Annotated in this window: 9 protein-coding genes; 6 read left to right on the forward strand and 3 right to left on the reverse strand. The window is 52.8% G+C overall.

Annotation, left to right across the window (positions count from 1 at the left end):
• Window positions 1–120 precede the first annotated feature (120 nt).
• Complete coding sequence (locus V6575_RS01715) at window positions 121–1,602, forward strand: aminotransferase-like domain-containing protein (RefSeq protein WP_340272272.1); 1,482 nt, start codon at window positions 121–123, stop codon at window positions 1,600–1,602.
• A 16-nt stretch (window positions 1,603–1,618) separates the two neighbouring features.
• Here V6575_RS01715 and aptA read toward each other — a convergent pair whose 3' ends face one another.
• Window positions 1,619–2,935 (reverse strand): omega-aminotransferase AptA, encoded by a 1,317-nt coding sequence (aptA, locus tag V6575_RS01720; RefSeq protein WP_340272273.1) that lies wholly within the window; start codon window positions 2,933–2,935, stop codon window positions 1,619–1,621.
• Window positions 2,936–3,118: 183 nt separating this feature from the next.
• On the opposite strand from aptA, the gene V6575_RS01725 reads away from it, so the two are divergent.
• Window positions 3,119–3,862: an SDR family NAD(P)-dependent oxidoreductase gene (locus V6575_RS01725; protein WP_340272274.1), complete on the forward strand. Its 744-nt coding sequence runs from the start codon at window positions 3,119–3,121 to the stop codon at window positions 3,860–3,862.
• A gap of 273 nt (window positions 3,863–4,135) precedes the next feature.
• Here the strand turns inward: V6575_RS01725 and V6575_RS01730 are convergent, their stop codons facing one another.
• Together V6575_RS01730 and V6575_RS01735 are read right to left on the reverse strand one after the other, a co-directional pair.
• Window positions 4,136–5,125, reverse strand: coding sequence for a response regulator (locus V6575_RS01730; RefSeq protein ID WP_340272275.1), 990 nt, complete (start codon window positions 5,123–5,125; stop codon window positions 4,136–4,138).
• The gene (locus V6575_RS01735; protein ID WP_340272276.1) at window positions 5,079–8,510 is read right to left on the reverse strand and encodes a hybrid sensor histidine kinase/response regulator; all 3,432 of its coding nucleotides are present in this window, start codon (window positions 8,508–8,510) and stop codon (window positions 5,079–5,081) included. The genes V6575_RS01730 and V6575_RS01735 overlap by 47 nt, the downstream gene beginning before the upstream one ends.
• Window positions 8,511–8,944: 434 nt before the next feature.
• Between V6575_RS01735 and urtA the strand changes: the two genes are divergently transcribed.
• The 4 genes from urtA (at window position 8,945) to urtD (ending at window position 13,217) form a co-directional block, all read left to right on the forward strand.
• The gene (urtA, locus tag V6575_RS01740) at window positions 8,945–10,207 is read left to right on the forward strand and encodes an urea ABC transporter substrate-binding protein (RefSeq protein ID WP_340272277.1); all 1,263 of its coding nucleotides are present in this window, start codon (window positions 8,945–8,947) and stop codon (window positions 10,205–10,207) included.
• 158 nt (window positions 10,208–10,365) lie between these two features.
• Window positions 10,366–11,292 carry an urea ABC transporter permease subunit UrtB gene (gene urtB / locus V6575_RS01745; RefSeq protein WP_340272278.1) on the forward strand — a complete coding sequence of 309 codons (927 nt, stop codon included), beginning with the start codon at window positions 10,366–10,368 and terminating at the stop codon, window positions 11,290–11,292.
• Window positions 11,293–11,303: 11 nt separating this feature from the next.
• Window positions 11,304–12,437 (forward strand): urea ABC transporter permease subunit UrtC, encoded by a 1,134-nt coding sequence (urtC, locus tag V6575_RS01750; protein WP_340272279.1) that lies wholly within the window; start codon window positions 11,304–11,306, stop codon window positions 12,435–12,437.
• A gap of 24 nt (window positions 12,438–12,461) precedes the next feature.
• Window positions 12,462–13,217: an urea ABC transporter ATP-binding protein UrtD gene (gene urtD, locus V6575_RS01755; RefSeq protein WP_340272280.1), complete on the forward strand. Its 756-nt coding sequence runs from the start codon at window positions 12,462–12,464 to the stop codon at window positions 13,215–13,217.
• Window positions 13,218–13,219 lie beyond the last annotated feature (2 nt).

Raw genomic sequence — 13,219 nt, forward strand, 5'->3', positions numbered from 1 at the left:
TAAAATCTATGGAGCCAGGAGGGCGAATAGACCTTGCACACTTTAGAAAAAATGATGAAAATTATAGGAAGAGTGGCATCTTCGTGTCACTCAACCTTCTTCGCACTTGCGGAATAATTAATGCTAGAAACCTTTTTCAACGCCCCTTTCGATCCCAATCGGCGGTTGCAGCATCAAATTCAGGAACGTTTGATCGAGGCAATTCTTTCTGGAGTATGGCCGTTACACGAACCTCTGCCTGCCACCAGGGTCTTTTCCAAACGGATCAATGTCTCGCGCAACACCATCGCGATTGTCTATGAACGATTGGCTGAGGACGGCTATCTGAAGGCCATCAATCGGCGAGGCTATTTTATCAATGAGCGCCATATCCGGGAGCAGCTAAATATCCGGATCGATGAACGCGCAAAAGATGTATTGCCAACGTCCCAACGTCCTTTCGATCCGAATAGCTTTTTCAATCATCGCTACTCGAACACTGAAAACATCAAGAAACCCTCCAATTGGCGGACATTTGAATATCCCTTTATCTACGGCCAATTGGCACTAGACAAAACGTCTGTTGCCCGCTGGCGCGATTGTGTTCGCCTGGCAGGAACAGCTCAGCATGCCATGACATGGATTGGCGATCTGGTTGATCAAGATGACGAGATGCTTGTCGACCAGATTATTCGCAGAATGCTGCCTCAACGGGGTTTCAGAGCAGAGCCCGATGAAATCCTCGTTACGGTTGGCGCGCAAAATGCTCTGTTCCTTGCGGCTCACCTGTTTTGCCAAACCGGCGTTAGGGTCGACCTAGAAGAGCCGGGCTATGTCGATGCTCGAAATATTTTCAAAGCCTTTGGGGCCGAAATACATGCCCATCAAGTCGACTCAAATGGAATGCGCGTTGGGGACGACCTGAATGGCACGGATCTGGTTTATGTAACGCCTGGGCATCAATCGCCGACCAATGTCACCATGTCGATGGAGCGCCGCCTTGGCCTGCTTGCCCGCGCCGAAATACAAGATTTCATCGTCCTGGAGGACGACTATGAGCACGAACTCAATTTCGTCGGCGCCCAAAAACCGTCATTGCGAAGCTTCGACCGGACGGGTCGAGTGATCCACGTTTCAAGTCTTTCCAAAGCACTATTTCCGGGATTGCGTCTGGGCTTCATTGCGGCGGACGCTCGCATCATCACAGAGCTTCGAAGTTTGAGACGATTGATGTATCGCCATCCATCGGCTCTCGATCAACGGGCGATGGCTCTTTTCCTCGCAGAAGGGCATTACGATTCCCACACCCGGCGTCAGAGAAAGCTGCTCTCGCAAAAATGGAAAAGGATGTTCCAGCTGATCGAGCGATATCTTCCCGATTGCCATGCGACGATGACCACGGGTGGCTCGGCTGTCTGGTTGCGGTTGCCAGAGGGAGTAAACGCCACAGACGTTCAGGCCAAAGCTGCAGAGGAGGGAGTGCTCGTCGAGTCTGGAGACATCCATTTTTCCTCGCCAAAGCCTCCCCGGAACCGTCTCCGGCTCGGGTTCGGGGCGATTGACGAGGACAAGATCGGACCCGGCCTTAAACGTCTTGGCCAGGTCCTTTCAAAAGCTCTTTAAGGATCAGGCCTGACGTTCAAAGGTCTGCCTGACCGAGTACCTTTTGCAGAACATCAATCATCCCGGATAGATCTTCTTCTTCAGTCACCAAGGCCGGGGCGAAGATGAGCGCATCTCCAGTTGCCTTAACGTGCAGGCCTTCATCAAAGAGCTTTCGTTGGACGGCAGAGCCCTTTGCTCCGGGTGTTTCACCGGGTGTCAGCTGGATACCGGCCATCATGCCATAGCCTCGCAAATCAGAGACCTGTGGCAAGTTGCGCAAGCTGAAAACGGCATCCAGGAAAGTCGGAGAGAAACTAGCTGCCTTTTCGAACAGGCCGTCGTTTTTGTAGATGCCGAGCGTTGCCAGAGCAGCGGCGCAGGCGACCGGGTGTGCCGAATACGTGTAGCCATGCATCAATTCAGGTCGATCCGCGGTGATTGAATCGATAACTGCTGCCTGTATCTCCGTCTTGACCGCAACAGCGCTCATGGGAATAGCACCATTGGTCAGCGCCTTGGCCATGGTCATGACATCAGGTATCACACCGAATTCCTGCGCTGCGAAAGCTGAACCTGTACGACCAAATCCGGTGATCACTTCATCAAACACCAGCAAAATGCCATATTTATCGGCCAGCTCGCGCAGCCGTTGCAAGTAGCCGACAGGCGGTACAATGGTCCCGATGGATCCGGCAATCGGCTCAACAAAAACCGCTGCGATGGTCTCTCCGCCGTAAGTCTGGCAAATTTCCTCAAGATCATCAGCCAGATCAGCACCATCTTGAGGTTGGCCCTTGGTAAAACGCTGGTCTTCATTCCAGGTATGGCGCATGTGAACGACGTCACAGGTCACACCTGAAAAATCCCGACGATTACCAACCATACCCGCAAGCGAAGTGCCGCCAAGATTGACCCCATGATACCCCCAGGACCTGGACACAAAGCGGGTGCGTTGAGGCTCGCCCTTGGCCTTATGATAGGCAAGACAGATCTTCATGGCGGAATCAACGGCTTCCGATCCTGAGGAGCCGAAGAAAATGCGATCCAGACCTTCCGGCAGCAGATCACTCAGTGCCTCGGCAAGCTCAAAGGAGATAGGAGCAGCACGCTGGAAATGCGGCGAATAATCCAGTTCCATAAGCTGCTTATAGACAGCTTCCGCGATTTCCTTACGGCCATGACCGGCAGCACAGGTGAACAGACCTGAAGAGCCGTCAAGGATCTCTTGTCCCTCCGGTGTCCAATACCGTACGCCCTCAGCCTTTTGAAACATCTGAGGCTGCTTCTGGAACATCTTGTTGTTCGTGAAAGGCATCCAATGGTTTTTCATGTTGATTGGAATTTGATTCATGACCTCTGATCCCTTTTGACAACCTAGTGCCTAAGTCCTAGGACCGAGAACGAAAGCGACTTAGAGCCAAGGCTCGAAATCGTAGGAGCCAGAGGCTTCCCACGCCGGTTTTGCTGTTGTTCGCTGTGGCAGGATCGCTATGTTCCTGCCTAACAGCTTCCTTCCCAATTCTGGAGACGCCCCATGACTGGCACCATTCTTATCACCGGAACCACATCCGGCTTTGGCCAGGCCACCGCGCGACTTTTTGTCAAGAATGGCTGGAAGGTCATTGGCACCGGTCGGCGAGCTGAACGACTGAAAACCCTCAAGGAAGAACTTGGCGATTTGTTCCATGGCCTGGCCTTCGACATCATGGACGAAGCTGCAACCAAAGCTGCGCAAGAGAGCTTGCCTGCAGAGTTCCGGGAGATCGATGTGCTGGTCAACAATGCAGGCCTTGCCCTTGGTACGGCGTCTGCTCCGCAAACCGAGCTCTCCGACTGGAAAACCATGATCGAAACCAATATCACCGGTCTGGTTACGATCACCGATCAGCTCCTGCCAAAACTTATTGAGCGCAAGGGCATGATCGTCAATCTGTCATCAATCGCAGCCAACTGGCCCTATCCTGGCGGGAATGTCTATTCTGGTACAAAAGCGTTTGTGCGCCAGTTCTCTTTAGGCTTGCGTTCTGATCTTCATGGCAAAGGCGTCAGAGTCACGTCTATCGAACCCGGCCTGTGCGAAAGTGAATTCACAATGGTCCGCACCGGCGGCAATCAGGAAGCATATGATGCCCTTTACGGCGGTGCCAACGCCATTCAGCCGGAGGATATCGCAAACACCATCTATTGGATCACGACCCAGCCGCCGCACCTGAATTTCAATTCTCTGGAGGTCATGCCCGTGAGCCAATCCTGGGCGGGCTGGCAAATAGCAAAGTAGAGCTAGCCGGTTTTGTAGTTTTTATGTGAATATAAACGAATTTTATCTTGGGAAATTTTGGAACTATTTCGTAAATACAGTACTTAATGTCATTTATCATCGTTATGGAGAAGATCTATTCAAATTACTGAGAAAAGATGTTTCTGATTGCAAGTGTGGAAATTTGAGAAGTGGCGCATCATTCCATCGGTGGCTTGGTACTGGCCATAACCGCTCAGTTATCAAAATTTGAAAGAAATGCTCATCGCCTCCTCCGTGGTCGAATGCTTCATCTCAATCCTGAAGCCTCTTGAGAGACAGGATGGCTGCAGCGGTACGATTTTCGACACCGAGCTTGCTGAAAATGCGGTCGAGATGTTTGTTGACCGTCCTCGGGCTCATGTCCAGGATCGTTGCAATTTCCTTGTTGGACTTACCATTTGTGATCCACGTCAGAACTTCTGCTTCCCGTTCGGTCAGGCCAAATTCTGATCGCAGGGTATCATGTGCGCCGGGACCTTGTCTGTGGGACACTCGAATGAGATGTTCAGACGAATTGATCGCCCCGACATAGGCACATTGCAGGTCACGCCCCTCAATCTCGAAATAGAGCCCCTCACTTTTTTGAGACCGTGTTGTCTGGCTCACCTCTACAACGGTCTGGCGTAACCATTCGACAACAGAGCCTGGCAGAAAATCAGTCTTTATCGCAACATCACTGGATGTGTTGCTTCCCGCCTGTCTCCCTGCGTCTGTGGCCTCTTCATCCCCCCAATCTATTCCCAGAATTGATCGGGCTTGTGACGTTGACCAACAGATGTTGCCTGACAGATCGATAGACAACAGATAGCGCCCTGATGCATCCAGTGCAAAATGGGCACTCTTGCTGCTGCGCGCATTGGCTATGTGAACTTTGAGACGAGCAAGAAGTTCCATCGCATTGACCGGCTTGGTAATGTAATCGACACCGCCAGCCTCCAACCCGCGGACGATGTTCTCCGTGTCGCTCAGACCTGTCATAAAGACGACAGGAACATCCTGCAGGGCTGACATTTTCTTCAGCCGCTTGCTGGTCTCGAACCCGTCGAGGTCGGGCATGACAGCATCCATCAGAACCGCATTCGGTGTAATTCTGGCTGCAATGTCGAGGGCCTTTTGGCCATCAGGCGCAACCAGAACCATATAGCCCGCCTCTTCCAGCGCACTTGTAAGCATTCCCAAAGAAGACGGCGTATCATCAACCACAAGGATTGTCTCGCCGGGGGTATATACTGCCATCATCATGCCCAATTGTCTCCAAGAGTTGTTCATATCGTTTGATATCGAAGTCCTGCACAAGCTCTCGCATGTGCGCAACGAAGGCTGCTGCACCCGGCTCCTGAAGCTCGATGTCATCAAGTTTGGCCTGGATGCCCCGGACATAGCCCATCTGGCTCAACTGCCGGAGCATCTCCAGGCTTTCACTCGATGGCAAACCAGTAGGCGCGAATGAGGCCTTGCCAACCACGGGTACAGCGGGACTGTCACGTGTTTCTGTACGCCACACAATTTTCAAATGGTGCTGTAAGCGCTCAAGCAATTCTGTAAGGCGGAACGGTTTAACCAGATAATCATCATGAAAGATTCGATGCACAGGATCACGCCCCCGCTCATCTGCGTTGGCAGAAATCATGATCATCACGGCGGAGCCATGACCGCTCTGCCGCAAGGTTCTGGCCAGCTCCCAGCCGTTCATGCCCGGCATGCTGATATCCAGCAAAAAGGCATCGGGTTGTTCTGGGGCCGCCAGCTCCAGACAATTGTACCCGTTGACCGCCGTGACGATCTTGAATCCGAGGGGTGCCAGAAAGTCGGTCATCAAGCTTCTTTGAGCAGGATCATCATCGACAATCATCAATGTCTGTATCGGGCCCTCATAGCCCAGGACTTTTTTCTCGATTGGCGCGAGCTGGACAGGAGCTTGTGCCGATGACAGCAGCAAACGCACCTTGAAGGCGCTGCCTTGCCCAACGGTACTTTCGACCTGAATGTCACCACCCATGATTTCACTCAGGAGTTTGGTGATCGTCAACCCGAGCCCCGTGCCAGGCGCAGAAATAGGCCCTTCCTTGGCTTCGATCCGCTCGAACGGCACATAGATGCGCTCCAGGTCGCTGTTTGCAATACCGATGCCCGTATCAATGACAGCAAACTCGGCAACTTGGCTGTGATAGCTGACCTGAAGCGTGATGCTGCCAGTTTGGGTCGCCTTGATCGCATTGGAAAGCAAGTTGATGAGAACCTGCCTCAGGCGCTTTTCATCGCCAAACACATAGACTGGTAGATTGTCGGTTGGCGTAAACAAAAAACTCAGCGCCTTGGCATCGGCTTGCAGACGAAACATATCGACAATCTGTTTAAGGAACTCATGAAGATTAAAACGCTCGCGATAGATCGTGAGATGCCCGGCTTCGATCTTGGAGATATCCAAAAGACCCTCGATCAGCCCCGCAAGATGATCTGCAGAGTTCTGAATCACCTTAACTGCATCTCGCCGGCGCACCGGGATCGTCGGATCTCGTTGCATCAGTTGCGCATAGCCCGCAATCGCATTTAGCGGCGACCGAAGCTCATGACTGATGCCAATCACATAGCGGCTCTTTGCCTGATTGGCGGCCTCAGCAATTTCCTTGGCCTTCTGAAGCTTTTTATCAGTGCGGTCGTGCGCCCGTATTTCCTTCATCAAGAGGCCGGTTTGACGCCGAGTCTCTTCATTGGCGAATTTGCGGCTTTCATGGACCAGCACAAACAACCAGGCCATTACTCCCATGATGACCAGAAGGATAAAAAACACTTGCGTCAGAGCCAGGCCCACTCCCTCGCGACTGGCTGACAGGCCGCCGACGTCAACGTGATAATAGACGAAAGACAGAATACCCGAGAGTGACAGGCTGAGAACAATCATCACGCTGAGGTAAAGGCCGAGGCGTGAGACGACCCGCTCAACAAGTTTCTCAGGTAGGCGAGCCCGCAAAAGGGCCTGAACCTGATCGCCAAGCCTAGCCTCTTCCTTACAATCATCTTCGCATCTGGCATCCAGAGAACAGCACAGCGAGCATATCGGTCCCGAATACACCGGGCACCGCGCCATATCCTCAATTTCAAAGCTGTGTTCGCAGATGCAACAGCCCATCGTCTCTGGACTTGCACCAGTGTCAGTCACGAAAATTTCTGCTTCCCGTGCCAAGTAATAGCGCCCCTTGGTCGCAAATGCGATCAGAGGTGCCAACGCAACGGCTGTAAACAAAGCAATATAGCTGGCGAGTGCGCTTGCAGTTTCGCCAAATGCCCCGGCATAGGCAGAAAAGGCAAGCAGACTGGCAATCCCCATGGAGCCGAGTCCGACAGGATTGACGTCATACAAATGAGCCCGCTTGAATTCGATATGACGGGGGCTGAAGCCAAGTGGTTTGTTAATGACGAGATCGGCGAAAATTGCGCCAATCCAGGCAACGGACACGATGGAATACAGGCCAAGTGTTTTCTCCAATGCCTTGTAAACGCCCAGCTCCATCAGAGCCAGGGCGATCGCAACATTGAAGACCAGCCACACCACCCGCCCCGGATGGCTGTGGGTCAGACGGGAAAAGAAATTCGACCAGGCAATCGACCCTGCATAGGAGTTGGTGACGTTGATCTTGATCTGGCAAACAATGACGAAAAGCCCGGTCAGCGCGATAGCCACCTCAGGAGATGCCACATGCGAGAAAGCAGCCAGATACATATGTGTCGGCTCGACAGCTAACTTAGGTTCCAAACCGGCATCAAGAGCAAGCACCACCAGAAAAGAACCCATCAAGAGTTTGATGGCACCGATGATTACCCAGCCGGGTCCCGCAGCCAACAGCGACAACCACCACTTGCCCCGTCGCCCCCGACGGTCCCTGGGAAGAAACCTCAGAAAATCAACCTGCTCGCCAATCTGGGCGATCAGCGAGAACACAACGGCACTGGCCGCGCCAAACAACAGGAGGTTGAAGCTCCCGTCTGCTGCGCCAAGCTGGCCGGTGAACGAGGTCCAATTTTCAACAGGGGCAACCCCCTGCCAACCAATAAACACAAAGGGCAATATCTGTAGGAAGACCCACAAAGGCTGAGTGTAGACCTGCAGCCGGCTGATCATGGTGATGCCATAGATCACCAGCGGAATCACAACCAGGGTGCACAGCAGATAACCAATATTCATCGGAATGCCGAGGAACAATTCCAGGGCCGTTGCCATGATCGCGGCCTCAAGGGCAAAAAAAATAAACGTGAAGCCAGCATAGATCAGGGATGTCACTGTGGATCCGATATATCCAAACCCGGCACCGCGCGTCAGCAAATCAATGTCGACACCGTATTTCACGGCGTAAAATGCAATTGGCAGACCGGTGGCAAATATCAGCAGCGCTACAATTGCAATCGCCCAGACAGAATTGGTGAAGCCGTAGTTGAAGGTGATGGACGCACCAATTGCTTCCAAGGCAAGAAATGAGATCGCTCCCAGAGCCGTATTGGCAACCCGAACGGCAGACCACCGACGCGCGCTCTTCGCCGTGAACCGCAGCGCGTAATCTTCAAGGGTCTGATTTGCGACCCATTGATTGTATGTTCGACGCAGGCGCACGACCCGCTGATGACTGCCCATTCACCCCAGCCTTATTACCAAACCTCTTCGCAGCGCACGCAAGTTACGCAAAACACTGACTTCAGGCATTATTCCGCCTAATTAGGATGCAAAACGACCTCAAAAAATCAAAAAAACATCCTATAAAATCAATTTTGCAATAATCATGCCTATTTTTATTTTTTTATTTAAAATATATAAAACAACAATGTCACAATCAAAAAAATATATTTAAAAATTCAGGAAAAAACATAACTTTAACTTATAATATTTTGTTAATTACGAAAAATTTAAAAAATTTTTGATGATTACATACCGCTGTATTTGCGGAAATAAGTCATTTAACCCACAGCAACTGACGCATTGCGGCATCGCACAAATAGCGACGAACCTCTTGGCATGCGGAGAGCCACTGTTGGCCCCGTACCTGCAACCCAGACAGGAGGTGGCAATCCATGAAGACCCACAGCAAAAAAACTCGCACCGCGCCCTCGCGGCGCAGCCTCATACTCGGAACTGCAACTGCTCTTGCCATGTCGGCGATGAGCCAGGTCGGCCAGACCTCTTTCGCGCACGCAGACGAGGTAAACACAACAGGCCTTGCCGTTACTGCAGACACGGTGAAGGTCGGTATTCTTCACTCAGTTACCGGCACAATGGCCATTTCAGAGACCGGTTCGGTTCAAGCGGAGAAGCTCGCCATTGAGCAAATCAATGCCATGGGCGGTGTCCTAGGTCGCCAGATCGAATACATTCAAGAAGATGGTGCTTCAGACTGGCCAACTTTCGCGGAAAAGGCCAAAAAACTGTTGGTCAATGACAAGGTTGCCGCAGTTTTCGGCTGCTGGACCTCTGCATCTCGCAAAGCCGTTCTGCCAGTCTTCGAGCAATACAACGGCATGCTGTATTACCCGACCTTCTATGAAGGCCTCGAGCAGTCCCCGAATGTGATCTACACCGGCCAGGAAGCGACACAGCAGATCATCGCCGGCATCGATTGGGTTGCCAAGGAGAAGGGCGCCAAAACCTTCTACCTCCTCGGTTCCGACTACATCTGGCCGCGCACATCCAACAAGATCGCCCGAAAGCACATCGAGAAGCTAGGTTTGAAGGTTGTTGGCGAGGAATATTATCCACTGGGTCATACCCAGTTCAACTCGGTCATCAACAAGATCAAGCTGAAAAAGCCTGACGTGATTTACGCCATCATCGTCGGCGGCTCCAACGTTGCCTTTTACAAGCAGCTCAAAGCCGCAGGCATTCAGTTGCCGAAGGAAAAACCTCTGCTGCTGACCATTTCGGTCACCGAGGATGAAATCCTTGGAATTGGCGGCGGAAACATTGCTGGCGCGTATGCTACGATGAAATACTTCCAGAGCCTCGACAACCCGAACAACGAGGCGTTCGTGAAAGCGTTCAAAGCCCGCTGGGGCGACGATATCGTCATTGGCGACGTGACACAGGCGGCGTATCTGGGGCCATGGCTTTGGAAAGCAGCAGTCGAAAAGGCTGGTTCGTTCGACATCGAGAAGATCCAGGCCGCCTCTCCGGGCATCGAGATGGACACAGCGCCTGAAGGCTATGTGAAGATCCATGCAAACCATCACCTTTGGTCCAAGACCCGTGTCGGTCATGCTTTGCCGGATGGGCAGTATGAAGTGGTCTATGAAACCTCAGAGCTTATGGAGCCTAACCCCTTCCCGGAAGGCTACCAGTAAGCGGTTAAATGGCTGAAGCAGGCGATTGAGGGCAATTGATCCGAGATCACCAAAAGCCCGGGCGCTGCGCCGATGCAGCTAATGCAGCGCCCATTTTTTCCAAAGAATACTCGGTTTTGACAGGGGCAAAGTCTGCCCCTCCGCATGGAGACGCGCGCATGTTCGCCGATTACACATGGACGGAACTCGGTTCCATCTTCGCCATGCAAGGCTTCGCTGGACTGATCCTGTTTTCAGTCTTTGTCCTGATGGCCCTTGGTCTTGCAATCATTTTTGGCCAGATGGGCGTGATTAACATGGCTCACGGAGAGTTCATGATCCTGGGTGCCTACGTCACCTATTTATGCTCCAACTTCTTTCAGGCCTATCTCCCTGGCCTTTTCGGCATCTACTTTTTCCTTGCCATGATCCTTGCCTTCATTGCGGCAGGAGCGCTCGGCGCACTCGTGGAATGGGGATTGATACGCCATCTCTACAAACGGCCGCTTGATACGCTCTTGGCCACATGGGGGCTTAGCCTCATCTTACAGCAAGCCTACCGCTCGCTTTTCGGAGCACGCGAGGTCGGCGTGGTATTGCCGGACTGGATGCTCGGTTCTATCGCCGTGACTGACATCATCGAAATTCCAATCAATGGCCTATTCGTCATGGCTCTGACCCTGGTGATCGCCGTCAGCGTTTACTTTTTGATGTTCCGCTCGCGTCTTGGGATGCAGACCCGTGCGGTTGTCCAAAACCGGATCATGGCAGGCGCCGTCGGTATCAACACCGAGCGCGTTGACCGTAAGACCTTTGCTCTTGGCTGCGGCATCGCTGGCATTGCAGGCAGCGCGTTCACGATGATCGGCTCGACCGGCCCAACGGCTGGCCAGCTCTACATCGTCGACACATTTCTCATAGTCGTCTTCGGCGGGGCTGCCAGCCTGATTGGTACCATAGCCTCTTCCTTTGCCATCAGCCAGGCTCAATCGACCATGGAGTTCTTCCTCTCCGGTTCGATGGCCAAGGTGCTCACGCTGTTGACCGTTGTAGGCATCCTAATGCTCCGGCCTGAAGGCCTGTTCTCACCCAAAATTCGTCGCTGAGGGAGCGCACCATGACCAATGGAAAGTTTGTTCTCAGCCGCCAAGACCTTCTGGGTCTGGCCGTTGTTGCCGCCCTGATCTTCATTGTCCTGCCACTGTCGACCGATATTTTCAGGCTCAACCTGATCGGCAAGTATCTCACTTATTCATTCGTCGCCATCGGCCTCGTTCTGTGCTGGGGCATGGGCGGAATTCTCAGCCTCGGACAAGGCGTTTTCTTCGGCATCGGCGGCTATTGCATGGCCATGTTCCTGAAGTTGGAAGCGTCCACACCGGAAGCAACGAAGATTCAGTCCACCCCAGGCATTCCCGACTTCATGGACTGGAACCAGATCACCCATCTTCCTTGGTTTTGGGAACCGTTCCATAGTCTCACGTTTACCGTGATTGCGATCTTTGTTCTGCCTGCATTGTTTGCCTTTGTCGTTGGTGCAGCCATGTTCAAACGCCGGGTCGGCGGGGTCTATTTTGCCATCATCACCCAGGCGATTGCCGCCATCCTGACCATCCTGATCATAGGGCAGCAAGGCTACACCGGCGGTGTGAATGGCATCACCGATCTCAGAACGATGTTGGGCTGGGACATCCGAACCGACAGCGCAAAATACATCCTCTATTTTCTGAACGGTGCGCTGCTGATCGGGGTTCTGATCACCTGCCAGTTTGTCTTGCGCTCAAAGCTCGGGCGTCTGCTGGTTGCTGTGCGTGACAAGGAGGACCGAGTCCGGTTTTCTGGTTATGACGTCGCGAATTTCAAGATATTCGTTTACTGTTTTGCCGCCGTTTTGTCGGCCATAGGCGGTGCCATGTTCACCTTGCAAGTGGGCTTTATGTCTCCCAGCTTTGTCGGCATCGTGCCATCCATCGAAATGGTGATCTACTGCGCAGTCGGTGGCCGCCTTTCTATTCTGGGCGCTGTCTACGGCACTTTGCTGGTCAATTTCGCCAAGACCACCTTTTCAGAAACCTTTCCCGAACTCTGGCTATTCGGCCTGGGTGGGCTGTTCATTGCGGTTGTTCTGATCTTCCCCAACGGTCTCGCGGGTGTCTATCGCTCGCAGCTGGCGCCGTGGGTCAACCGCTGGATCGAGAAGCCTGAGCCTTCCACCAAGCCGCCTCTGGAAGATCCACAGGCTGCAGAATAAGGCCCATGCCAAGGACACCTGATCATGAACACCATGAGCAACAATACAGACTTCCTTCTCTCAATTGAAAATCTCTCAGTTTCATTCGACGGCTTCAAGGCAGTCAATGACCTCAATCTCTATGTCGATGAAAACGAAATTCACGTCATCATCGGCCCCAATGGCGCTGGCAAGACCACCGTGCTCGATCTGATTTGCGGTCGGACAAAAGCAACGGATGGATCGATCAAGTTTCACAACAAGGAACTGACCTCCATGAAGGAACACCAGATCGTGCGCCAAGGGGTCGGCCGAAAGTTTCAGAACCCGTCGATCTACGAGGATTTAACCGTTTTGGAAAACTTGGAGATCTCGTTTCCTCGGGGGCGCAATGTCTTCGGTGCGCTGACCTTCAAGCGGGATGGCCAGGTCATCGACAGGATCCAGGAAATCGCCGAAATGGTGTTTCTGAACACCGTGCTCGACAAACAAGCCGCCCTCTTGAGTCATGGTCAAAAGCAGTGGCTTGAGATCGGCATGTTACTGATTCAGGACCCCGAACTGATGATGCTTGACGAGCCAGTGGCCGGCATGAGCGTCAGCGAGCGCCAGCAAACCGCCAAACTCCTCAATGAAATCACCAAGGGTCGATCAGTCCTGGTGGTCGAACACGACATGAAATTCGTCGAGGACATCGCCCACCGGGTCACGGTTTTGCATCAGGGCAAGATCCTGTCAGAGGGCTCCATGGCCAAAGTTCAGGCCGACCCCGCTGTGATCGACGTCTATCTCGGACATTAGGA

It is taken from the genome of Roseibium algae, from assembly GCF_037783265.1.
Classification (GTDB): Bacteria; Pseudomonadota; Alphaproteobacteria; order Rhizobiales; family Stappiaceae; genus Roseibium; species Roseibium algae.